Origin of the sequence: Brooklawnia cerclae (genome assembly GCF_011758645.1) — a bacterium.
GTDB lineage: Bacteria > Actinomycetota > Actinomycetes > Propionibacteriales > Propionibacteriaceae > Brooklawnia > Brooklawnia cerclae.
This window is the reverse complement of record NZ_JAAMOZ010000002.1, coordinates 66,249-88,238: the sequence shown is the minus strand read 5'-3', so window position 1 is coordinate 88,238 and position 21,990 is coordinate 66,249. Positions and strand designations below refer to the sequence as shown.

The following is a 21,990-nucleotide window of genomic DNA, read 5'->3' as shown; positions in this document are numbered from 1 at the left end:
ATGCGCATCATCTGCGCCCCCGATTCGTTCAAGGGTTCGATGACCGCACCGGAGGCGGCGTCCATCATGGCGAGGGCCGCGCGAGCGTGCCTGCCGGACGCCCGGACGGTCGAACTGCCCATCGCCGACGGCGGCGAGGGCTTCACGGAGGCGGTCTCCTCGGCGCTCGACGCCCGGATCGTCCCCACCAGGACACACGACCAGGAAGGACGCCCGCACGACACCGCCTTCGGGCTCGTCGACACCGCCGACGGACGAGTCGCGTTGCTGGACGTCGCGTCCACCAGCGGTCTGGAACTCGTCCCCGCAGGCCAGCGCCACGTGATAGCCTACAGCTCCCGCGGGCTGGGCGAACTGATCGGCGCGGCGCTCGACACCGGGGCGAAGCGCCTGGTGATAGGCATCGGCGGCAGTTCCACCAACGAGGCCGGCGCGGGCATGCTCGCTGCCCTGGGCGTCCGGTTCTTCGACGCCGACGGGCAGGACATCGAGCCGACACCCGACGGGCTGCGCGGGCTCGCAGAGGTGGACGCGTCCGGTATCGACCCGAGGCTGGCCGACGTCGAGGTTGAGGTGGCCAGCGACGTCACCAACCCGCTGCTCGGGCCGCAGGGGGCCAGCGCCGTGTACGGGCCGCAGAAGGGGGCCGACGACGAGCAGGTGGCCGAACTCGACCGCATCCTCGCCCACCTCGTCGAGGTCTGCCGGTCGGCAGCGCCCGGCGGGCGGGACGCCACCCTGGTCGCGCAGTGGCCGGGGGCGGGCGCCGCGGGCGGCATCGGATGGGCGCTCCAGCTGTTCCTCGGCGGGCGTCTGCGTCCGGGCCTGGAGCTGGTGGCCGAACTCGCCGGGCTGGACGAGCACCTGCGCGATGCCGGGCTGTTGCTCACCGGCGAAGGCTCTGTGGACGCCCAGACCTGCCATGGCAAGGCGATTCACCGTCTGTGCGAGCACGCCTCGAAGGCTGGGGTGCCTGTGCTCGTCTTCGCCGGGCGCGTCGGCATCGATGCCGGCCTCCTGCCCGGCGACGTCACCCTCGTGCAGATCACCCCGTCCGGCATGCCGCTGGACGACGCCCTGCGCCGGGGGCCGGAGAACCTGCGCCTCGCGGTGACGGGCGCGCTGGGCGTCCTGGCGGAGGAACTGTCGCTCAGGCCTGCTCGTACCGGAACAGCTCCCCCTCGGGCCCGGTGACGGTCGCGCGGTGGCCGCCGCGGACGTCCAGTTCGACGTCCAGCCACGAGTCCTGGGACGACGAACGGTAGACGATCCGCTGATTCTCCAGGGTGGTGATCGCCACACGCGCGTCCACGAGCCAGGGGTTCCGCCGACGGAGCCCGAGCAACTCCTGATGAAGGGGGACGAGCCAGGGCTCGGGCGGCCGCCACTGGCCGGGGCTCGCAGGCATCTCGGGGCGCACCTCGTCGTCCCCGCCGAGCCGGTCGTACTTGGTGCCGGTCGTGCCGCCCTCATCGCCGTAGTAGATCGACGGCATACCACCGACCGTCGCCATGACGACCAGCGCCAGCACCGAGCCGGCCGGGCCCACCTGCGTGGCGATGCGGGTGACGTCGTGGTTGCCGACGAACGTCAGGGGACGATCGATGTCGAGCAGATGATCGTGGCGGCCGAGGGTCCAGTTGAGCTCGAACATGTTGCGGTCGCGGATCGAGCCCCACGTGGCCTTCCACAGCTCATAGGCGGTGATCGACTCGATCGTGGACGCGGCGAGCCGGTCCTCGTGGGTGTGGATCACCTCGCCGACGAAGAGCGCCTCGGGGAACTCGTCGCGCACCCGCGGCAGCACGTCGGCCCAGAACCCGGGATCGACGGAGTAGGCGGCATCGAGCCGCCAGCCGTCGATGCCGCGGCGCAGCCAGTGGCGCATCACGTCCGCCACGAAGTCGACGACCTCCGGATTGGCGTGGTTGAGCCGCACCAGATCGCTGTGGCCCTCGAAGTCGCGCCAGGTGGGCGGCTGGGCGTCGTAGTCGATGTGGAACCAGCCGGCTTCCGGCGAGCCCGGATCCGCCAAGGCGCGTGCCAGGGCGGGATGCCGGTCGCTGACATGGTTGAACACGCCGTCGAGCACCAGCCGCACACCACGGGCACGGCACTGCTCGACGAGCCGGTCGAAGTCGGCGTCGTCGCCCAGCCTGGGGTCGATCGCGTAGTGGTCGAGGGTGTCGTAGCCGTGGCTCACCGACGAGAAGATCGGCCCGAGCAGCAGCCCGTTGCAGCCCAGCGCGACGAGATGGTCGAGCCAGGCGATCAGGCGATCCAGCCGATGCACGACGACAGGGGCGCCACCATTCCCCGGGGGGGCGACATCGCGGATCGGCGCCCCGACGAAGCCGAGCGGATAGACGGTGTACCAGATGGCGTCGTCGGTCCATGCCGGTGGAGTCATGCCCGTGAGCCTACGCTGTGGCCATGGCCCGCATCGATCGCCGCAGGCGCACCCGCCTCGACCCCGACGCGCGCCGGTCGGCCATTGTCGAGGCCGCGCGGCTGTTGTTCGCCCACGACTCCTATGAGAAGGTCGCCGTGACGGCCGTCGCCGATCAGGCGGGCACGTCCGAGGCCCTCGTCTACCACTACTTCGACTCGAAGGCAGACCTGTACGTCGAGGTCATCGGCGCGTCCATGGCTCGCCTCGGGCGGGAGCAGGACGCCGCGACGGACGCGCTCCCGGCCTCCGCGGATGCGCGCGACCGCATCCGCGTCCGCATCGAGGTGCTGCTCGACCACCTCAGCGGCGAGCGGGACGACCCACCGGAGCCGTTCCTCCTGCCCGGCAACGACCCCTCACCGGCTGTCGTCGCGCGGCGGCGGATGCGGGAGGAGGCAGCCTCCGGGCTGCGCTCGCTCCTCCACCTGCCCGAGGAGACCGCGGGGCGGGACGACTACGCGCTCCTCGGCTTCCTCGGCTTCCTGGACGCTGCCTGTCTCGCCTGGGTGGCACGGGGCTGCCCCGATCAGGACCGGCGCGCTCTCGTCGAGACCGCCTCGGATGCGCTCTTCGGTGCGCTGCGCCGTCGCGGCACCTAGCATGGGGGCCATGGCACCCCTAGTCGTCTGTGTCGGGTTGACCACGATCGACGTCGTCCAGCAGGTCGTCGAGCTACCCAGGGCCAACGCGAAGATCGTCGCGCACGGTCTACGGGTGGACGTCGGTGGCCCGGCGGCCAACGCGGCCCGCGTCGCCGCGGCGTTGGGATGCCAGGTCCGCCTCGTGACCGCGCTGGGGGGCTCCGACCTCGCGGACCTCGCTCGCAACCGCCTGGACGGGATCGAGATCGTCGACGTCGCGCCGGCCGACCACCAGGTGCCGGTGTCCACGGTGCTGGTCACCCCCGACGGGGCACGCGCCGTCGTTTCCCGCAACGCGACCGGCCTGACGCAACAGACGCTGCCGTCGTCCGAGATCGTGCGGGACGCCGACGTCGTCCTGCACGACGGCCACCTGGTCGACGCCTCGACGGCACTGGCCGCGCTCTCGGCGTCCCCCATCCACCTGCTGGACGGCGGGTCGTGGAAGCCCGGGCTGCAGATGCTGCTCCCCAGCCTGGACGTCGCCGTCGTCTCGGCCGACTTCGCCCTGCCCGGGCACAGCCCCGAGCAGGCCCTGGACGATCTGGCCGGCTACGGCATCCCCCGGCTCGCCCGCACCCACGGCGCCCAGCCCGTGGTCTACGCCGTGGCGGAGAGGCCCGGCGAACTGCCCGTGCCCGATGTGAAGGCAGTGGACACCACCGGGGCCGGCGACGTGCTGCACGGTGCGCTGGCCGCCCACCTCGCCGAGGGGCTCGGCTTCGTCGAGGCGCTGCGGCAGGCGATCGACCTGGCGTCCCGATCGGTCACCGGACGCGGCGTGCTCGCCTGGCACCCCGTCAGGACGCCCAGCGCCCCGTCCCGAAGCACCACGCCCACCACGCCATGACGAACAGGTCGGCGGCCAGCAGCAGACCGAGGCCGACCCGGTAGGCAGCCCTCGCACCCGGGTTGTGCGGACGCCACTGCGCCGCCGACGCGATGAACGGGCACAGCGGGAACCAGAGCAGCACGGCACGGTTGACCGACATGAACCAGGCGGACGAACTCAGCGCCACCACGTTCGACCCCACCCAGCCGGCCTCACCCCATCGTCGCCGGAACGCGAGCGCCAGGGTGCCGAGGTAGCCGATCACCACGGACGCGATCTCGAAGCGGAACATGATCGGCACCTCGGCACGCCCCGGCCACGCGGAGTCGGCGGTCAGCGGCCACGTGGCCGAGAACGCGTCCCAGGGCCAGGACAGGTGACGTTGCCAGCCCGAACCCTGCGCGGTGTACCAGGTGTCCCAGCGGCCCGACAGGGAGTGGAGGAAGAACACGTACGCCCCCAGCACAGCCATGGGGAAGACCAGCCACAGGCAGTCGACGAGCCGCCGGCGGAAGCTGCGCCCGGCCTGCGTGAGCACGAGCACACCGAGGGAGAACACGAGGAACAGCCCCGAGATGCGCAACGAGCACGCCACGCACGCCAGCGCGATCGCCGGCCCCCAGCTGCGGGCCTGCGCCCGCTCCCACGCCCAGAAGGCGGCCGCACAGAACAAAGGCTCGGTGTAGGGCACGGCGGTGAAGACCGTCATGGGCAACAGCAACCACACCACGGCGGCTCCCGGGCCGTACATGCGGTGGATCGCCCAGGCAGCCAGCCCTGACCCGATCTGCGCCAGAACCGTCGCACCGATCACCATCGGCACCCCGACGAGGTCGATCGCACGCATGACCATCGGCAGGCCGGGGAAGAACGCGACGTCGAGCGGATCGCGGTAACCGCTCTGGGCGATCGTCAGGTAGTGCTGGACGTCCCAGTTGGACAGCACCTGGGTGAACGTGGTCCCCGTCGTCCTCGTGATCCACCAGGCAACGGCGAGCAGGAGCGCGCGGGTGACCAGCCAGGCGACGACCACCGGGCGCGCGTCCCGGGTCGCGGTGGCGCTCACTCGTCCACGTCCCGGAGCTTGCCCAGGCCCTGCGGCTCGGGAAGACCCTGTAGCTCGGCGAGATCGTGCGACTCGGGGAGATCGTGTGACTCGGGGAAATCGTCGGGCTCGGCGAAGTCCTCGGGCTCGGTCGGCGCATGGCGTGGACGCGAGCCCAGGGCGAGAAGCCACCGGGCGTCCACGCTGTGATCGAGGACGCCCCCGATCGGGTCGTCCACCAGCGGCTGGCGTATCGGATCGGCCCACGGGTGCATGATGTCGTCCACGACCCGCATCGCGAACCAGGCCTGGACGAACACCCGCAGCAGCACCGAGGCCATGTACACCCAGTCCGTCCCGCTGCCGGGCCCGAGGATCCCCTCGAGGAAACCCCAGATGCACACGAAGTAGACGAGTTCGGCGCCCGTCCACACCGCGACGTCGAACAGCTTCGGACGCGCCAGCACCACGAACGGAAGCAGCCACAGCACGTACTGGGGTGAGTACACCTTGTTGAACACGAGGAAGGCCACGAGCAGCAGCAGCGCCACTTGGCCGAGACGAGGCCGCCGGGGGGCCTTGAGCACGAGCCGGACGACGGCGATGCCGCAGATCGCCATGCACACGAACGCCACGGCCGACAGTGCCGGCACCTGGATGCCCAGGAGCGACAGCACGTACCAGACCGAGCCGAGATCGGCACCGCGGTCGGCGTTCTTCGTCCAGAACACCATCCAGCCATCGGGGGCGATCAGCATGACGGGCAGGTTGACGACCAGCCAGGCGATCAGCGCCCCCGACCACAGCTGGACGATCGCCTTCATCTTGTCGGAGCGCACGCACAGCACGGTGATGGCGATGAGGACCAGTATCGGATAGAACTTCGCCGCGAAGGCCAGCCCCAGCAGCGCGCCCGCCATCGCAGGCCGCCCGCGCGCCCACAGGAGCAGGCCCACCGATGTCAGCATCACCGCCAGCAGATCCCAGTTGATGAGCCCGGCTGCCATCACCGTGGGGGACGCGGCGATGAGCAGCACGTCCCACGCCCGCGCGGGCCCGCCGTAAGGGCTTGTGGGCGAGTTCCGTGCCATGCGCAGGTGGGCCAGCACGGTGACCAGGAAGCAGACGAACAGTCCGATCGCACACATCTGGAAGAAGATCTGGGACGCCGCCACCTGCTCGTCGAAGGTGGCATTCGCACCCACCACGGCGAAAAGGGACGTGATCGCCCTGGCGATGCCCATGAAGTAGCCGATGAGTACGGGATATTCCAGCGGGACGTCGGTGTAGAAGCCGGCGCCCAGGCTGATGTCGCGGCCCAGGTAGAGGGTCGAGATGTCGGTGTAGCACAACCGTAGGAACGGGTTGGGGAAGTAGTCGCCCGGCAGCGGGCGGCACGGCACCTGCCGGACCATCACGATCAGCCAAGTCACCGACGCGGCCACGAACGACCAGGTGGCGGGGTCGAACCAGAGACTCACGCGCCGGGCGTATCGTCCGACAGGGCCACCCACACGTAGCGTCAGCTCGGCTGGTTCACTCACCTCGCCATTGTGCCGCACCAAGCTGGGACGCGGTCAGCGAACCTGAGGCTGACCGATGCCCGTTGAGCTTGTCGAAACGCTGTCGAGCCTGTCGAAACGACCGTTGAGCCCGTCGAAACGCCCGTTGAGCTTGTCGAAACGCTGCCTAGCCCGTCGAAACGCCCGTTGAGCTTGTCGAAACGACCACGTCCCTTCGACAAGCTCAGGGATCGAGCCCGGGTCAGCCCTCCCCCTGGCCGCCGCCTCCCCTGCCACCGCCGTTCCCGTTCGTCGGTGTCGTCGTCGGCGCCGTCGTCACCGGATCGGTGGTCTCCGGCGGCGGCTCACTGGTCGTCTCCTCGGCCGTCGTCTCAGGCGGCTCATAGGTGGTGGGCGCCTGCGTCGTCGTCTGTGGGGCCTGCGTCGTCCGCTGTGGCTCGCTCGACGAGGCCGACGCGCTCGGAGTGGCGGACGCCGTCAACGTGCTGCGCACCGTCGGCTGGATGTTCGCCGCCGGGTCGAAACTGACATCCTCCATGCCCTCGGTGGCCACGGCCATGTAGTCGTTCCACACCGACGTCGGATATCCGGCACCGTAGAACGCGGAGTTGCCCGGTTTCTTGTACACGTCCAGGTTCTCCTCGCCGGAATCCCCCGCGACCATCATCACGGAGGTGGCGATCTGCTTGGTGTAGCCGACGAGCCACGCCGCACGGGTCACCTGGCTCTGGGAGACCGAGTCGCCCGACGCGTCCTCCTGACCGGCCGCGACGCCTTCGGTGCCGGTCTTGCCCGCGACGTCGCGTCCGTCCACCGCGTTCACCGTGGACGAGGCGACCGCGGATTGCAGCGCGGAGGTCAGGTCGCGGGCCACGGTGTTCTCGATGGCCTGGGTGCCCTCGGTGTCGCCGCTGTAGATCACGTTGCCGCTGGCGTCCCGCACCTCGCGCACCACGTGGGTCACGTTGCGGACGCCGTTGTTGGCCAGCGTGGCGTAGCCGGACGCGTTGTCGAGCGGGGTGACCTCGCCCTCACCGAGCACCAGGCGGTTGAGCTGTGCCGCCCAGCTGTCGTCCTCGGGGATGCCGGCGTCGTTCGCGGCGCGGATCAGTTCGCTCTCACCGTTGGGCACCTGCGAGACCAGATCGACGAATGCCGTGTTGATCGAGTCCTCGATAGCCTTCTTCAGCGTCACCGACCCGTACTGGGCGCCCGAGTCGTTCTGCACCGACGACAGGTCGCCCTCGGGGGTGTAGGTGTTGCCCTGTAGCAGCGAGCTCAGGCCGAAACCGTGGCGCAGACCGGCCACCGCGCCCCACACCTTGAACGTGGAGGCCGCGTAGCGCGGGGTCGTGGCCCAGTTGCGGGAGTCCGAGACGAAGTCCTCCCCGCCGTACAGCGCCAGCACCTCGCCGGTGCCGACCTCGACGGACGCCAGTCCGACGTGCAGGTCGCTCGCATCGGGTTGCACCGTGTTGCCGTTCTCGTCCAGCACGTAGTCGCCGTTCTCGTCGCGCAGCGGGCTGGCGCTCGCCGCGGCCTCGGCCACGTTGGACTGGGCAGAGTCGACCGCGGCCTGCTGCATGCGGGAGTCGAACGTCGTGACGATGGTCAGGCCGCCGCCGTTGATCTGGTCGGCGGTGAACCCGTTGGCCTCGAGTTCGTCCTCGGCCATGCGGATGAGGAAGCCGTTCGTCCCGCCGTAGACGTCGTCGGTCTGGATGTCGGGGAAGTCGGGCAGTTGGCCGTAGTTGGCGTCGCGGTCCGCCTGGGTGAGCGTCCCCATCGGGTCGACCATGCTGTCGAGCACCCAGTTGTAGCGCTCGAGCAGCGCGGCCCGCTCCTCGTCGCCGTTGGCCGGGTCGTACATCGACGGGTTGTTCAGCACGGACGCCAGCACCACCGACTGCGCGACGGTGAGATCTTTCGCGTCCACGCCGAAATAGGCCTGTGCGGCGGCCTGCACGCCGTAGGCACCGCGGCCGAAATAGATGGTGTTGAGGTAGCCCCCGAGCACCTCCTCCTTGGAGGCGCCCTTGTTCATCTTGACCGCCAGCGCCACCTCGTTGAGCTTGCGGGTCACCGTCTGATCGCTGGTGAGGTAACGGATCTTGATGTACTGCTGGGTGATGGTCGACCCGCCCTGGACGTCCTGGCCACGGGCGATACGCCAGAAGGCACGCGCCATGCCCTTGATGTCGACGCCCTGGTTGGTCCAGAAGGTGCGGTCCTCGGCTGCGACGACGGCGTCCTTGAGCACCTGGGGTATTTCGTCGTACGAGATCTCGGTGCGGTTCTGGATCGCCAGCGAGCCGAGCTCGGTGGTTCCGTCACGGAAGTAGAGGTGGGTGGTCTGCGTCAGGAACTCGGCGTTCGGGTCGGGCAGCTCTGCCCGTTGGTAGAAGACGAACGCCCCTCCCACACCGAGCAGGGCCATGACCAGGGCAACGATCAACCCGACGCGGAGGATGCGCCTCAGCAGGCCGCGTTTCTTGCGTCCTCCCCTGCCGCCGCGCTTCGAACCCTTCGAGGTGCCCTTGGACGAGCCGCGCGCGGCACTCCTGGAGGTGCTTGCACTGGCAGCGTTCCTCGTCGAATCGGTGGAGCGCCCGGCACCGGTCGCGGTCGTGCGCCGCTTGCCGCCCTGTGAGGCCTGCGTCCCTCTCGACGCCTGAGCGTTCCCCTGTGTGCCGGAGGAGCCACGCGAGCCGGACGACGCCCTCGTCGTCGCATCCCTGCCCCTGTCACCGTACGGATCCCTGTCGCCGTACGAGCCCCTCGGCATCGAGGAGGTCGCATCGCTCTGCGCTGCACGACGCGGCGCCGATCGGTTGGCGTCGGTCGGGCGGGCAGCCCGCCTGGGTCCGCCGTACGAACCGGTTTCACCCATAGATGTCCTCAACTGTCTGTTGGCGTCGTGGCGGACGACGGCGGCGTCCGTCACCCAGCAGGAATGTCTCGATCATGTGGTTCCAGCCGCAGTCGGGGCACACCTCGACCACGTACACCTTGAACTCCCCGAACTCCCCCTCCATCTCGACGAGCTCGTCCACCGACTTGATGCGTCCCGAGTACTGCCCCAGCTGTTCGCCGAACACATAGTTGAGCAGGGTCAGCCGCGAACTCGCGCACACGGGGCAGTCGCGCCCGGCCAGCGCACCGTGGTGCAGGGCCGAACGGATCAGCAGTGGATCGGCGTCACAGGGATCGAGGCCGGCCAGCAACGCCTGGGGACGATGCATCGCCTCCAGCGTCGCCCGGCGCTTGAGGGCATGGCTGACCCATTCGCGTCGGGTTAGGTACGGCTGGGAAACCACGCACCAAGACTAGAGCCGTTTGGCAACCTGCCAACCCCGGCCCTCGGGCCGACCGGCGCTCCCTGGAGCGAATGACCTTGCCGGACGTATCTGGCCCCGCTCCCGCGCGCCAAATTGTCTTCCGCGCGCAACAGTTCGACCGCGGGAGACAATTTGGCGCGCGGGAAGCGTCCGGACGACGGCTCCGCGCGACTGCCGGCGGCTTGGCGGTGGGGAACCGGCCCGAGTAGGATGAGCAGGCCTTCGTGGGTGGCGCGACGCGTCGTCGGATGCGCGAAGGACGAGGGGCATTAGCTCAGTTGGTAGAGCGACGGCTTTGCAAGCCGTAGGTCAGGGGTTCGAGCCCCCTATGCTCCACACCTTCAGACGTAGTCGAACCCCTGCCGGCCCAGCGTCCCGAAAGACCACGACCCAGCAGGACCGCCCTCTCAGGTCAGTTCAGCCCCTTGTCAGTCAGCCAATCGGCGGCGATCGTGCTGGCGGGCAGCCCCTCGTCCACGCTGCGGGCGTTGAGGGCGATCAGGTCGTCCGGGCTCATGGCCGCGTTGACCTCGTCGATGATCGCGGCGGCCGCATCGTCCACGTTGTCGCTGGCGAGCGGGACGACGTGGGAGGCGAGGAACAGCCCCTTGGTGTCCTGCAGCGAGACCAGGTCGTTGGCGGCGATCGTCGGGTCGGCGCTGTAGATATTGGCGACCTGGATGTCGCCCTCCTTGAGCGCCTTGACCGTCAGCGGGCCTCCGGCGTCCTCGATCGGGGTGAAACCAATCTCGATGCCGTAGGTGGCCAGCAGGCCTTCGGGGCCGTAGGGCCGGGTCTCCGCTTCGGAGTTGGCTCCGAGGGTCAGCGGCACGGTGACCCTCGCGAGGTCGTCGATCGTGGTGAGGCCCCATTCGTCGGCGAACTCACGGGTGACGGTGTAGGAGTCCTGGTCGGCGGCCGGCGACTGGTCGAGGACGCGCAGCCCGTCCGGGGTGGCCGCCTGGAGCTCGGTGTACACGTCGTCGGCCAGGCGCGCGGTGGTGTCGGGTTCCCAGTACTGGAGGAGGTTGCCGGTGTACTCGGGGAACAGGTCGATGTCTCCTGCCTCGATCTCGGGCAGATAGACCTCGCGCTGCCCGATGCGGAACTGCCGGTCGACGGAGTATCCGGCGCCTTCGAGGGCCTGGGCGTAGATCTCGGCCACGATCTCGTTGGAGTAGTAGTCCTGGGAACCGATGACGATGGTGCCCGACGCGGCGGCGCTGCTGGACGCACCGGGATCGTTCAGGGGGTCACTGCCGGTGCAACCGGTCAGCGCGAGAGTTCCGGCGAGGGCGAGGACGCCGAGGGCGGCGACCGTGGTGTGGCGGGACGGTGACATGGGTGGGCTCCTTCGGGTTGTGAGGATCAGGTGCGTCGGGTCGACAGGCGTGCGGGATCGGCGATGCGGGTGGCGAGCCGCTGGACGGCGGCCAGGACGAGTTCCAGAAGCAGGGCCAGGACGATGACGAGCAGCGCCCCGGCGAGCATCTGGGGGTAGTCGCGGGATTTCAGTCCCGCGAACAGGTAGCGGCCCAGCCCGGTGTCCGAGGTGTAGGCGGCCAGGGTCGCGGTGGCCACGACCTGAAGCGTGGCGGCACGCACCCCGCCGACGATCACCGGCAGGGCGAGCGGGATCTCCACGGTGCCGATCACCTGAGCGGGGCTCATGCCGATCGCCCGGGCGGCGGCGGGCAGGGCCGGGTCGATGGCCTGGACACCGGCGTAGGAACCTGCCAGCAGGGACGGGATCGCCAGGATGATCAGGGCGAGCAGGGGTGCCTCGACCCCGATGCCGAGGGCGAGCCCGAACAGGGTGAGCAGCCCCAGGGTGGGGATGGCGCGGGCGGCGCCCGTGATCGCCCCGATGCTCGCGGCGCCCCGCCGGGTGTGCCCGACGAGCACGCCCGCGGGCAACGCGACCAATGCCGCTGCGGCGACGGCGATCGCGGTGATCGCGAGGTGCTGTCCGGTGCGGGCGGGGATCCCGCTTGCGCCACTCCAGTTCGCCGGGTCGGTCAGCCACGACAGGGCCTGTGCGAGCAGGTTCATGCCCGTGGTCCTCGTCCGTCGCATCGTCCGTGGCTGCCGAACGAGCCGGGGGTGACTTCCATGATCGACGGCCTGCTCACACGGTCACCTCCCACATGCGGGAGCGTCGCCCGGTGATGCGGGTCCACGGGGTCAGGACGCGTCCCACGGCGAGCAGCAGCGCGTCGACGAGCAGGGCGAGGACCACCGTCGCGACCACGCCGGTGGCGACCTCGGCAGCGATCCCGCGCTGGAAACCGTCGGTGAGAAGGGTCCCCAGGCTGGACACGCCGATCAGCGCGCCGATGGTCACCAGCCCGATCGTGGAGACGGCCACCACACGCACCCCGGACAACAGGACCGGGACCGCCAGGGGCAGGTCGACCTGCCAGAACACAGCTCGCGGGGAGTGACCGATCGCGACCGCGGCGTCCCTCGTGCTCGCATCGACGGTGGCGAAGGCATCGGCGGCGGTGCGCACGAGCAGGGCCACGCCGTAGACGGTCAGGGCGATGGTCATCGTCGCCATCGAGCGTAGCGGGATGCCCAATACTGCGGGAATGACGATCAGCAGCGGCAGCGCCGGCACCGCGTAGAGCAGGGCCGCCACCCCCAGCAGCGGTGCTCCGATCGCGGGACGGCGATAGGCCAGGCGCCCGAGCGGGACGGCGATGAGGACACTGAGCACGATCGCGGGCACGCTCAGCACGAGGTGGTCACGGGCGAGCTCTGTCACCTGGGCCCAGTTCAGGATCAGCCATCTCACGGCGTCATCACCCCGACAGGGCGCCCGTTGCCGTCGACCGCGATCGTGCGGCCTTCCACGATCCGCGTGTGGAGAGCGCGCTCGGCCCGGTCGGCACCGACGAAGTCGGCCACGAAAGCGTCGGCGGGGGCGGCGAGGATCTCCGCCGGGGTACCGCGCTGGGCGATCACACCGTGGTCGCGGAGCACGACCACCTCGTCCCCCAGACGGAACGCCTCGTCCACGTCGTGAGTGACGAACACGATCGTCTTGCCCAGTTCCGCCTGCAGTCGCAGCAGCTCGTCCTGTAGCTCGCGCCGCACGATCGGGTCGACAGCCCCGAACGGCTCGTCCATCAGGAGGATGTTCGGATCCGGCGCCAGCGCGCGTGCGACTCCGACCCGCTGCTGCTGGCCACCGGAGAGCTGACCCGGATAACGCCCGGCGAGCGAGGCGTCCAACCCCACCCGCGCCATCAGCCCGAGCGCCTGCTCGCGCGCAGGCTTGCGGGGTATACCGCTCAACCGCAGCACGGTGGCGACATTGTCCAGCACCGTGCGGTGCGGCAGCAGGCCACCCGCCTGCAGCACGTACCCGATCGAGCGTCGCAGTTCGACCGCGTCCCCGTCCTGCACATCCTGATCGTCGATCAGCACCCGCCCGCTGGTGGGCTCGACCATACGGTTCACCATCCGCAGCAGCGTCGTCTTGCCTGACCCCGATGACCCCACCAACGCCACCGTCCGATGTGACGGCACGACCAGGGAGAACCCCTCGACGGCCACCGACCCGCCGGGATACGTCTTCGACACAGCCGCGAATTCGATCACCTCGACTCCTCTCGCCGTGCATGCTGTGAGCAAGCTGGCGTCCAGCCTAAGCGGCTGCACTGACACACACGCTCCATCGGCGACGGAACCGTCCGCCTACGATCAGGGGGCAAGAAAACCGAAACCCGGCCGGAAGCGCTCCGCCCGGCAAGACTGAACCCCATGGAGACCTTCGATGTAGTGGTGATCGGTGCCGGTCCCGCGGGCGAGAACGCGGCGGACTACGCGATCAAGGGGAGCTCGCGCACGGCGGCACTGGTGGAGTCCGGGCTCGTCGGCGGGGAGTGCTCGTACTACGCGTGCATGCCGAGCAAGGCGATGCTGCGGCCACTGGACGTCCGAGCGGCCGCGGTTCAGCTGGGCGGGCTGCCTGCCAGCATGGACGTGGATGCCGCTGCACTGCTGGCCCGGCGGGACACCTGGGTCAGCCACTACACCGACCAGGGCCAGGTGCGCTGGGCCGAGGGGGCGGGAATCACCGTCGTCCGTGGCATCGGACGGTTGGCCGGTGAGCGGACCGTCGGGGTCGCGGGTCCCGAAGGGGTGCGAGCGCTTCGCGCCCGGCACGCGGTGGTCCTCGCCACCGGTTCGCGCCCGGTGATCCCGGAGTTCCTGAGCCCGGTTCTGCCCTGGGGATCGCGGGACGCCACCGGGATCATCGAAGTTCCCGATTCGATCGCGATCGTCGGCGGTGGCGTGGTGGCCTGCGAGGCTGCGCGTTGGCTGGCCGCGCTCGGTTCCCGAGTCACCATGCTGGTCCGCGGCAGACGGCTGCTCCCACGATTCGAGCCGTTCGCCTCCGACCTGATCGCCGACGGTCTCGCATCGGACGGTGTCGAGCTCCGATTCGGCGTCCAACTCACTGCGGCCGATCGGCCGGACACCCGCGACACAGGCCTGGGACGCGTCCACGGCGGGCCGGTGCGGCTCGTCGAAGCCGACGACCGCGAATCGACCCATGCTGAGGTACTGGTCGCGACCGGGCGCACACCCGCCCGCGACGACCTCGGGCTGGAGACCGCCGGGCTTTCCCCCGCCGATCTCGACGGCCCGCTCCCGGAGTGGCTGTATCTCGTCGGCGACGTCAGCGGCGGCGCACCGCTCACCCACTGGGGCAAATACCAGGCACGACTCGTCGGCGACCGCATCGCCGCGCTCGCAGAGGGACGCACGCCACCGGCCGAGCCAGTCCAAGCGCCGGTTCCCCAGGTCGTGTTCACCGACCCGCAGGTCGCCACAGTCGGGCTCACCGCCGCGCGAGCACGAGAGGCCGGCTACCGGCTTCGGACGCCCGAGGTGCCGCTCGATTCCGCAGCCGGTGCTGCCCTGCTGCGCGATGACGCCACCGGCAGAGCACTGCTGGTCATCGATGACAACACCGATACCGTGTTGGGCGCCACCTTCGTCGGCCCGGACATGGCCGAGCTGCTGCACGCCGCGACGATCGCCGTCACCGCGAAGGTCCCGGTGGACGTGCTCTGGCATGCGGTTCCCTCCTATCCGACAGCGAGCGAACTCTGGCTCCGGCTGCTGGAGGCCGATCGTGAAACACTACGAACTCGCTGACCAGGACGCCACGAAACACGCGACCGCTGGGCCTCACCATCCCAGAGGGGTAACGACGCGGCCTCCCAAAGCTCCCGATGCCGACCTAGCCTCAACCGCATGAGCCTCACTGTGACCCTCAACAACGGCGTCGTCATTCCCGCCCTCGGCTACGGCGTCTTCCAGACCCCGCCTGCGGAGACCGTGACGGCCGTCGAGACCGCTCTGCGGGTCGGATACCGCCATATCGACACGGCCGCCGCCTACCTGAACGAACGGGAGGTCGGCGAGGGCATCCGCCGTTCCGGACTCGCTCGGGAGGACGTGTTCATCGAGACCAAGGTCTGGATCAGCGACTACGGCTACGAATCGACCCTGCACGCGTTCGAGAAGGCCACCGGAAAACTCGGCGTCGACCACCTCGACCTGCTGATCCTGCACCAGCCGCTCCCGTCCGAGTTCCAGCTCGTCATCGACGCCTACAAGGCCCTGGAGGCTCTGCTCGCCGATGGCAGGGTCCGAGCGATCGGGGTGAGCAATTTTCTGCCCGCCCACCTCGACAGGCTGTTGGACGCGACGTCGGTCGTGCCGGCCGTGAATCAGATCGAGATCCACCCGTACTTCCGCAACACCGAGTTGCTCGACAAGAACGCCGAACTGGGCATCGTGTCGCAGGCGTGGTCGCCCATCGGAGGTATCACCTTCTACCCGGGCTGGGGCGGCGAGCGCCGGAGCACCCTTGCCGACCCGGTGCTTGCCGGAATTGGGCAGGCGCACGGGAAGAGCCCGGCGCAGGTGATGCTGCGGTGGCATCTGCAACAAGGTCGTTCAGCCATCCCGAAGTCCGTCACGCCGACCCGCATCGCGGAGAACTACGACGTGTTCGACTTCGACCTCACCAGCGAGGAACTGGCCGCGATCGACGCCCTCGACACCGGTGTGCGCGGCGGCCCCGACCCCGACACGATCACGCTCGCCGCCTGGGGCCGGGACATCCCGGAGGCCTGAGACGAGGCCGTGATCCGGCAGCCGCGCTGTTGCGGGCATTCTCCGAAGCGCCGGGTGGTCCCCGGACGGCACGAGCCGCCGGGGGCCACTCAGGTCGAACGAAGAGCTACTTCCCGTTCTTCTTCACCTTGATCGCGGCGGTGGCGTAGTCCGCGTCCAGCGAGTTGATGACCCCACTCGGCATGTTGGAGATGACCACCCGGACGGTGTCGTTGCCCGACACCTTCCGGAACACGTCGGTGGTGATGCCGGTACCCAGGTAGCGGTAGATGTGACGGCCGGTGGAGTCCGTCGATTCGGTCGGCGAGTCCACTCCGGGCGTCAGGTCACCGGAGGAGACCACCTGCAGCGCGAAGTTGTTGTGCTGCTGGCCGTGCAGAAACGCCGCGTCCGCCTGCGGGCCCCACGGAAATGGGCTCCCACCGGTGGACGCGGCGTCCCTGGTCAGCGTTATTCGGCCGCCGACTCCTGCTCCAGCCAGTAGTCGAGCGCCTTGAGCGGCTGGGCCTCGTACTTGGCCTGGAACTCAGCCACCGCCGCGGGGTCGTCGTGCTCCGACAGGTGCATGTACATCGTGGTCAGCGGCATGTCGCCGGTCAGGTTCACGTCGATGACGCTCGGACGATCGGCAGCCTTGGCGGCAGCGAAGGCCTCCCGCGCCTCGTCGAGGGTGTTGACGGTGAACCCGAGCGCGCCCATGCCCTCGCCGACCTTGGCCCAATCGGCGTCGATGAGGTCGACGCCCGACAGCGGCTGGTGGGAGTCGTCGCGCTGCTCGGCCTCGATGAAGCCGAGCGTCCGGTTCGAGAACACGACGTTGATGACCGGCAGGTGGTACTTCACCTGCGTGAGGATCTCCTCGTTCAGCATCGCGAAACCACCGTCGCCGCTGAGGCTGTACACGGTCGCGTCGGGATACTCCCGCTTGGCCGCGAGCGAGGCGGGAACCGCGTAGCCCATGGTCGCGTGCTTGCCGGAGGTCGACCACTTGTTGGTCGGCAGCAGGTGGGCGAGCCGGGCGAAGTTGATGTTCACGTTGCCGACGTCCACGAGGAACACGTCGTCGGGGCCGGCCTGCTCGTTGACGATGTCGAAGATCGGCTCGGGACGCAGCGGGGTGCGTGCATCGGAGCTGAAGGAGGCGATCCACTCCTCCCAGTTGCGCTTGTTGGCCAGGCTCGCGCGGTAGAACGCGGTCGGCACGGCCTCCTCGCTGGCATCGATGAGCGCGCGCAGGGTCGCCTTCGCGTCCGCCTGGATCGGGACGACCAGCGGCAGCCGCTTGCCGAACTTCGCGGGATCGATGTCGACCTGGATGATCTTCGCCTCGGGGTTCGCGACCACTTGGGCGAACGGGATGTCGTTGCCGACCCACAGGATGACGTCGGCATTGGCGCCGGCCTCGACGGCAGGCTTGGTGGCGACGCGCCCGGCCGAGCCCAGGAACGCGGGGTGGGAGTCCTCGACGATGCCCTTGGCGGGGTGGGTCGAGACCATCGGGAGCTTCAGCTTGTCGGACAGTTCGATGAGTTCCTCGCGGGCATGCTTCGCGCCGACGCCGAAGTACAGCAGCGGAGCCTTCGCGGTCGAGAGCACGTCGAGGGCGTCGCGGATCGCGGCCGGATCGGGCTGTGGCAGCAGCGGGGTGCGCCAGTACGGGGCGGACGTCGGGACGGCGTCGTCGATCTCGGTCCACGCCAGATCCTTGGGGATGGTGACGACCGACACGCCCTTGTGCGTGTACGCCTGGCGGATGGCCTCGTCGATCAGCTTCGGCAGGCCTTCGGCCGTGGTCGCGGTGCGGTTGAAGACGGCGACGTCGGCGAAGATCGGCTCCTCGTCCATGGCCTGGAAGTAGTCGGTGTTCATGAAGCGGGTGGGCACCTGGCCGACCAGAGCGAGCATCGGCACATGGTCCTCGCGGGCGTCGTACATGCCGTTGATGAGGTGCACGGCTCCCGGGCCGGACGATCCGAAGGTGACGCCGATGCGTCCGGTCAGCTTCGCCTCGGCCGCGGCGGCGAGCGCTCCCGCCTCCTCATGCCGCACCTGGATGAACTCGATGTTGTCGCGCTCCAGGTACAGCGCATTCATCATCGAGTCGAATGACCCGCCAGGAAGCCCGTAGATGCGCTTGACGCCCCAACTCTCGATGACCTTCAGTACGAGTTGTCCCGCCTGAGCCCTGCCAGACATGCTGATCGCCTCTTCCCAAATCAATCTCGGTCCGGCCCGGACATCGCCGGGTCCCAGCGACGCCGCCGCCCAATACCGTCTATCAGGCTCGGCACCGGACCCAGGGGTAGAACGATGATTGAACGCTAAACATTTCTGTTGCCACGTGTTGCCGCAACCTGTCACCCCGCAACCCTTTCAACCGGGCAGGGAACGGCATCGCGATGCCCGGCCCCGGGAGGCTGGCGAGGTGCTAGCGTCCCGGCCATGGGCTACGAACTCGCCGAATCCGTTCTTGTGCAAGCCTCTCCCCGGGAGGTGTTCGGCCTGGTGAGCGACGTCACCCGCACCGGTGAGTGGAGCCCGGTGTGCTACGCCTGCGAGTGGAACAGCGACGGCCGCGGCGTCGGCGCGACATTCACCGGGCACAACCGCAATCCGGAACGGGAATGGTCGACCGTCTCGACGGTCGTGGCGAACACACCGGACGAGGAGTTCGCCTGGGAGGTCGGCGCCGGACGCGCCCGCTGGGGCTACCGCATCGCCGCCGCACCCGACGGAGCGACCGAACTTACCGAATACACCGTCTTCGGGCCGACCACAGAAGCGGTCTTCACCGAGCGCTACGGCGACCGGGCGGACGACGAGATCGCCAAGCGCCGCGACGCCGCGGCCGCGGGAATCCCTGTGACACTCCAGCGCATCAAGGCGATCGCCGAAGGTGCCGTGCCGGGGACCGACTGAATCCGGGTCCCCTGTCGACGAGGACTTCTTCGAGTGACCTGACGCCGTCACCTGCGGTGGCCGACAATCGAACCATGAACCGCTGCTCCCCTTCGGGCTGATCGCGTGGACGATCGGCTTCGGCGCCTTCACGCTGCTGATGGTCGACCTCCATGGCCGGGTCCACACATCGCTCGCCGACACGGATGCACCGTCACAGCCCGGCGATTCTGCACAGGCCGCGAGAGCGTTCTCGTCGCTCTCGGTCACGATCGAACGACTAGGCAGGTACTGACGGCGGTGGCCGCGACTGCCGGATGACTCCAACCGGACGGATGTCCGGGGATATCGAAGTCGACTTGTATTCGAACATACGTTCGAATACAATAAGGGTATGGAACCGCTTCGCCAGCCCACCGTCGCGGATCTGACCGCGCTCGTCGAGGGGCTGGCTGATCTGCCGACGGCGGTTGGGGACGACCGGGAGCTGGTGGGGCTCATCGGCGCACTTGAGCAGGTGAAGCACGCCTGCTCGGCCGCGCAGGCCCGGGCCACCGTCGCACTCAGGACGCTCCGCGATGAAGCGGCCAGCACACCCGCGCAACGCCGGGACGCCCATCGCAGCGTGGTGAGCGAAGTGGCGTTGGCGCGTCACGAGTCACCGCACCGGGCCGGGATGCTCGTCGGCCTGGCCTCCGCCCTGACGAACGAGCTACCGCACACGATGGCAGCGCTCACCGCCGGGCAGATCAGCGAGTGGCGGGCCACACTGGTCTGCCGGGAGACAGCCTGTATCTCGCGGGACGACAGGTTGGCCGTCGATGCCGAGATCTCCGGGCGTCTCGCGACGTTGTCAGACCGGGAAATTGCAGCCACTGCCCGCAACGCCGCCTATGCCCGCGACCCGCACAGCGTGGTGGCACGTGCCGCCCGTGCGCAAGCCGACCGGCGGGTGACGATTCGTCCCGCCCCCGACTGCATGGCGACGGTCTCGGCCCTTCTGCCCGTTGCGCAGGGGGTCGCGGTGTACGCCGCACTGGTGCGGGAAGCCGACAGCGTGCGCGCCACCGGCGACAGCCGGGGCCGCGGCCAGGTCATGGCCGACACGCTGGTCGCCCGCGTCACAGGGCAGGCGGTGGCCGACCAGGTGCCGGTCGAGGTGCAACTGGTCATCACCGACGAAGCGCTGCTCGGCGAATCCGACACCCCGGCCCGCATCGGTGGGTTCGGCCCGATCCCGGCCGGCGTTGCCCGAGCGATCCTCGTCCGGAACGGTGCCGGCGACACGGAGACCGCCCAGTGGATCCGCCGGTTGTACGCACGTCCCGAGGACGGCCGGCTCGTCGCCATGGAATCGACCCGCCGGCTGTTTCCCGCGGGGTTGCGCCGCTACATCGCCGCCCGCGACGCCGGCACCTGCCGCACCCCCTGGTGTGGCGCCCCGATCGGCCACATCGACCACATCGTTGCCGTTCAGGCCGGCGGCCCGACCACCGCCGCCAACGGGCAGGGACTGTGCGTCCACTGCAATCAGGCCAAACAGGCCCCCGGCTGGCGGGCGGCACCCGGTCCCGATGGCGCCGTCACCATCACCACGCCCACCGGGCACCGATACGCCAGTCTGCCCCCGCCCCTTCCGCGCGAGCATCCAGTCATCGAAGCGGCCGCTCGGGCAGCTGACAACGGACGAGAACAGCCGCTCGTCGCATGAGATCCGGCAGCGCGCCACAACCAGTCCATGGAGCAAGAGATACGGGACATCCTCGACGAGGATAGCGGTGGGCGAACTCCTGTACGGGGTGATGCGACTATCGGCCGGACGACGGCGTGGCGGCCTGCTTGCAGCCATCGAAACCCTGATCACCATCTGCAACCCGTGGACCGATCACTGAAACCCACGTGGTAGCCGGGCAGCCTGAGACCCAGGGTCAGGGACGCGGGAACCGCCCGAGCGCCTCGACGAGGGACTCCCGCTCACCCGCGAAACAGATCCTCACCCAGCCCTGTCCCGAGGCACCGAACGCGGTCCCGGGGGCGACGGCGACGCGTTGGGTGAGCAGGAAGCGTTCCGCCCAGGCGGCGACGTCGCCGCCTGACGCATGGGAGACGTCGATCCACAGGTAGAACGCCCCGCTCGGGCGCTGGTAGCGAATGCCGAGGTCGTCGAGCACCGCCGTTGCCGCATGGAGATTCGCGCGATAGTGCTCCAGTGCCGCCGCGACATGGTCCTGGCTTCCCTCGATGGCAGCCAGGGCGGCGTACTGCACAGGAGTGTTGACGCAGCTGACGACTGCCTCCTGAGCCGCGCGGAACCGTTCGGCCAGGCCGACGGGGGTGACCAGGTATCCGACGCGAGCGCCGGTGAGCCCGTAGGTCTTGGACAGGGAGTAGACGCTGAACACGCGATTGCCGGTGTCGATCGCGGCGAAGCTGGTGAACCCCGGGACGAAGGTGATGTACTCGTACACCTCGTCGCTGATCACCCACAGGTCATGACGAGCGGCGAATTCCACCAGCGCGGTCGCGGCGCGGCGATCGAAGACGACGCCGAGCGGGTTGGACGGGCTGTTGACCAGCAGCACCCGGGTGCGCGGGGTCACCAGCGCCTCCAGGTCGTCGACGTCGGGGACGAAGCCGTACTCCGCGCGCAGGGTGTAGGGCACCGGCACGGCGCCGAGCAGCCGTGGTGTCATCGAGAAGGTGGTGTAGCCCGGGTCGGGGATGAGTATCTCGTCGCCCGCCTGCAGGGTGAAGCTCATCGCCATATGGAGGGCCTGGGCGCCGCCGGTCGTGACGTGGACCTGATCCTGATCGACCGTGTATCCGTTGTGGCGCGCGAGCTTGCCGACGATGGCCGCGCAGAGGGGATCGATCCCGCTGTTCGGCGTGTACGACATCAGGCTGCGGTTCCAGGCCTCGGCGCCCGCGTCGAGAATGTGACGGGCGATCGGCTGATCGGGCTCTCCGACGGCCAGCGAGATGACATCGTCGAGTTCGGCGGAAAGTTCGAAGATCCGGCGGATCCCGGAGGCGGGGATCGCCCGCATGGTCGAGGCGATCGTAGGCATGGGAGAAACCCTAGTCCCCCCTTTCCACAGGCGA

At 69.2% G+C, this 21,990-nt stretch carries 20 protein-coding genes, 1 tRNA gene and 1 pseudogene; 10 read left to right on the top strand and 12 right to left on the bottom strand.

The annotated features are described in order from the left end of the window. On the top strand, positions 1-1,194 hold the full coding sequence (locus FB473_RS13930) for a glycerate kinase (RefSeq protein ID WP_167169908.1): 1,194 nt from the start codon (positions 1-3) through the stop codon (positions 1,192-1,194). Here the strand turns inward: FB473_RS13930 and FB473_RS13925 are convergent. Then, the gene (locus tag FB473_RS13925) at positions 1,151-2,410 is read right to left on the bottom strand and encodes an alpha-amylase family protein (RefSeq protein ID WP_167169905.1); all 1,260 of its coding nucleotides are present in this window, start codon (positions 2,408-2,410) and stop codon (positions 1,151-1,153) included. The genes FB473_RS13930 and FB473_RS13925 overlap by 44 nt on opposite strands. Before the next feature lie 23 nt (positions 2,411-2,433). On the opposite strand from FB473_RS13925, the gene FB473_RS13920 reads away from it, so the two are divergent. Beyond that, positions 2,434-3,051 (top strand): TetR/AcrR family transcriptional regulator, encoded by a 618-nt coding sequence (locus FB473_RS13920; protein WP_167169902.1) that lies wholly within the window; start codon positions 2,434-2,436, stop codon positions 3,049-3,051. A 10-nt stretch (positions 3,052-3,061) separates the two neighbouring features. Then, positions 3,062-3,943, top strand: a complete 882-nt coding sequence (locus FB473_RS13915) for a carbohydrate kinase family protein (RefSeq protein WP_167169899.1) — start codon at positions 3,062-3,064, stop codon at positions 3,941-3,943. Here FB473_RS13915 and FB473_RS13910 read toward each other — a convergent pair. The 4 genes from FB473_RS13910 to FB473_RS13895 form a co-directional block, all read right to left on the bottom strand. Then, the gene (locus FB473_RS13910) at positions 3,894-4,991 is read right to left on the bottom strand and encodes a glycosyltransferase family protein (protein WP_167169895.1); all 1,098 of its coding nucleotides are present in this window, start codon (positions 4,989-4,991) and stop codon (positions 3,894-3,896) included. The genes FB473_RS13915 and FB473_RS13910 overlap by 50 nt on opposite strands. After that, positions 4,988-6,514, bottom strand: coding sequence for a glycosyltransferase 87 family protein (locus FB473_RS13905; RefSeq protein WP_167169892.1), 1,527 nt, complete (start codon positions 6,512-6,514; stop codon positions 4,988-4,990). Before FB473_RS13905 ends, FB473_RS13910 begins: the two co-directional genes overlap by 4 nt. 220 nt (positions 6,515-6,734) lie before the next feature. Next, a complete protein-coding gene (locus tag FB473_RS13900) occupies positions 6,735-9,383 on the bottom strand; it encodes a transglycosylase domain-containing protein (protein ID WP_167169889.1) in 2,649 nt (882 codons plus the stop codon). After that, positions 9,376-9,810, bottom strand: coding sequence for a DUF5318 family protein (locus FB473_RS13895; protein ID WP_167169886.1), 435 nt, complete (start codon positions 9,808-9,810; stop codon positions 9,376-9,378). Before FB473_RS13895 ends, FB473_RS13900 begins: the two co-directional genes overlap by 8 nt. A 284-nt stretch (positions 9,811-10,094) precedes the next feature. On the opposite strand from FB473_RS13895, the gene FB473_RS13890 reads away from it, so the two are divergent. Further along, a tRNA-Ala gene (locus tag FB473_RS13890) sits at positions 10,095-10,167 on the top strand. A gap of 76 nt (positions 10,168-10,243) precedes the next feature. Here the strand turns inward: FB473_RS13890 and FB473_RS13885 are convergent. From FB473_RS13885 to FB473_RS13870, 4 genes are all read right to left on the bottom strand, one after another. Beyond that, complete coding sequence (locus FB473_RS13885; RefSeq protein WP_167169883.1) at positions 10,244-11,173, bottom strand: ABC transporter substrate-binding protein; 930 nt, start codon at positions 11,171-11,173, stop codon at positions 10,244-10,246. A 26-nt stretch (positions 11,174-11,199) separates the two neighbouring features. Continuing rightward, a complete protein-coding gene (locus tag FB473_RS13880) occupies positions 11,200-11,883 on the bottom strand; it encodes an ABC transporter permease (protein WP_167169880.1) in 684 nt (227 codons plus the stop codon). A 76-nt stretch (positions 11,884-11,959) separates the two neighbouring features. Beyond that, a complete protein-coding gene (locus FB473_RS13875) occupies positions 11,960-12,628 on the bottom strand; it encodes an ABC transporter permease subunit (RefSeq protein WP_167169877.1) in 669 nt (222 codons plus the stop codon). Next, positions 12,625-13,437: an ATP-binding cassette domain-containing protein gene (locus tag FB473_RS13870; protein ID WP_167169874.1), complete on the bottom strand. Its 813-nt coding sequence runs from the start codon at positions 13,435-13,437 to the stop codon at positions 12,625-12,627. Before FB473_RS13870 ends, FB473_RS13875 begins: the two co-directional genes overlap by 4 nt. Before the next feature lie 162 nt (positions 13,438-13,599). Between FB473_RS13870 and FB473_RS13865 the strand changes: the two genes are divergently transcribed. Both FB473_RS13865 and FB473_RS13860 read left to right on the top strand, forming a co-directional pair. After that, entirely contained in the window at positions 13,600-15,003 is a 1,404-nt protein-coding gene (locus FB473_RS13865; RefSeq protein WP_167169870.1) for a dihydrolipoyl dehydrogenase family protein, read from the top strand. 99 nt (positions 15,004-15,102) lie between these two features. Beyond that, positions 15,103-15,990 carry an aldo/keto reductase gene (locus tag FB473_RS13860; RefSeq protein ID WP_167169866.1) on the top strand — a complete coding sequence of 296 codons (888 nt, stop codon included), beginning with the start codon at positions 15,103-15,105 and terminating at the stop codon, positions 15,988-15,990. Between the two features lie 106 nt (positions 15,991-16,096). On the opposite strand, the gene FB473_RS13855 is transcribed toward FB473_RS13860, so the two are convergent. Together FB473_RS13855 and spxB are read right to left on the bottom strand one after the other, a co-directional pair. Next, positions 16,097-16,333, bottom strand: a complete 237-nt coding sequence (locus FB473_RS13855) for a hypothetical protein (protein ID WP_167169862.1) — start codon at positions 16,331-16,333, stop codon at positions 16,097-16,099. 107 nt (positions 16,334-16,440) lie between these two features. Then, positions 16,441-18,186 carry a pyruvate oxidase gene (gene spxB, locus FB473_RS13850; protein WP_167169860.1) on the bottom strand — a complete coding sequence of 582 codons (1,746 nt, stop codon included), beginning with the start codon at positions 18,184-18,186 and terminating at the stop codon, positions 16,441-16,443. A gap of 246 nt (positions 18,187-18,432) precedes the next feature. Between spxB and FB473_RS13845 the strand changes: the two genes are divergently transcribed. From FB473_RS13845 to FB473_RS18300, 4 genes and pseudogenes are all read left to right on the top strand, one after another. Further along, positions 18,433-18,909 (top strand): SRPBCC family protein, encoded by a 477-nt coding sequence (locus FB473_RS13845; RefSeq protein ID WP_167169857.1) that lies wholly within the window; start codon positions 18,433-18,435, stop codon positions 18,907-18,909. Positions 18,910-19,282: 373 nt separating this feature from the next. Continuing rightward, a complete protein-coding gene (locus tag FB473_RS13840) occupies positions 19,283-20,599 on the top strand; it encodes an HNH endonuclease (protein WP_167169854.1) in 1,317 nt (438 codons plus the stop codon). A 6-nt stretch (positions 20,600-20,605) separates the two neighbouring features. Then, a pseudogene (locus tag FB473_RS18620) lies at positions 20,606-20,659 on the top strand (FitA-like ribbon-helix-helix domain-containing protein); the annotation flags it as partial. A gap of 7 nt (positions 20,660-20,666) precedes the next feature. Further along, the gene (locus FB473_RS18300; protein ID WP_167169849.1) at positions 20,667-20,780 is read left to right on the top strand and encodes a type II toxin-antitoxin system VapC family toxin; all 114 of its coding nucleotides are present in this window, start codon (positions 20,667-20,669) and stop codon (positions 20,778-20,780) included. A gap of 36 nt (positions 20,781-20,816) precedes the next feature. On the opposite strand, the gene FB473_RS13830 is transcribed toward FB473_RS18300, so the two are convergent. After that, the gene (locus tag FB473_RS13830) at positions 20,817-21,956 is read right to left on the bottom strand and encodes a pyridoxal phosphate-dependent aminotransferase (protein WP_167169847.1); all 1,140 of its coding nucleotides are present in this window, start codon (positions 21,954-21,956) and stop codon (positions 20,817-20,819) included. Between the last annotated feature and the right edge of the window lie 34 nt (positions 21,957-21,990).

Excerpts from the sequence above, each read along its gene's own strand:
- FB473_RS13865 (WP_167169870.1), top strand. The coding sequence starts at position 13,600 with ATGGAGACCTTCGATGTAGTGGTGATCGGTGCCGGTCCCGCGGGCGAG.
- FB473_RS13880 (WP_167169880.1), bottom strand. The coding sequence starts at position 11,883 with ATGAACCTGCTCGCACAGGCCCTGTCGTGGCTGACCGACCCGGCGAAC.
- FB473_RS13920 (WP_167169902.1), top strand. The coding sequence starts at position 2,434 with ATGGCCCGCATCGATCGCCGCAGGCGCACCCGCCTCGACCCCGACGCG.
- spxB (WP_167169860.1), bottom strand. The coding sequence starts at position 18,186 with ATGTCTGGCAGGGCTCAGGCGGGACAACTCGTACTGAAGGTCATCGAG.
- FB473_RS13860 (WP_167169866.1), top strand. The coding sequence starts at position 15,103 with ATGAGCCTCACTGTGACCCTCAACAACGGCGTCGTCATTCCCGCCCTC.
- FB473_RS13840 (WP_167169854.1), top strand. The coding sequence starts at position 19,283 with ATGGAACCGCTTCGCCAGCCCACCGTCGCGGATCTGACCGCGCTCGTC.
- FB473_RS13930 (WP_167169908.1), top strand. The coding sequence starts at position 1 with ATGCGCATCATCTGCGCCCCCGATTCGTTCAAGGGTTCGATGACCGCA.
- FB473_RS13925 (WP_167169905.1), bottom strand. The coding sequence starts at position 2,410 with ATGACTCCACCGGCATGGACCGACGACGCCATCTGGTACACCGTCTAT.
- FB473_RS13900 (WP_167169889.1), bottom strand. The coding sequence starts at position 9,383 with ATGGGTGAAACCGGTTCGTACGGCGGACCCAGGCGGGCTGCCCGCCCG.
- FB473_RS13915 (WP_167169899.1), top strand. The coding sequence starts at position 3,062 with ATGGCACCCCTAGTCGTCTGTGTCGGGTTGACCACGATCGACGTCGTC.
- FB473_RS13885 (WP_167169883.1), bottom strand. The coding sequence starts at position 11,173 with ATGTCACCGTCCCGCCACACCACGGTCGCCGCCCTCGGCGTCCTCGCC.
- FB473_RS13845 (WP_167169857.1), top strand. The coding sequence starts at position 18,433 with ATGGGCTACGAACTCGCCGAATCCGTTCTTGTGCAAGCCTCTCCCCGG.
- FB473_RS13830 (WP_167169847.1), bottom strand. The coding sequence starts at position 21,956 with ATGCCTACGATCGCCTCGACCATGCGGGCGATCCCCGCCTCCGGGATC.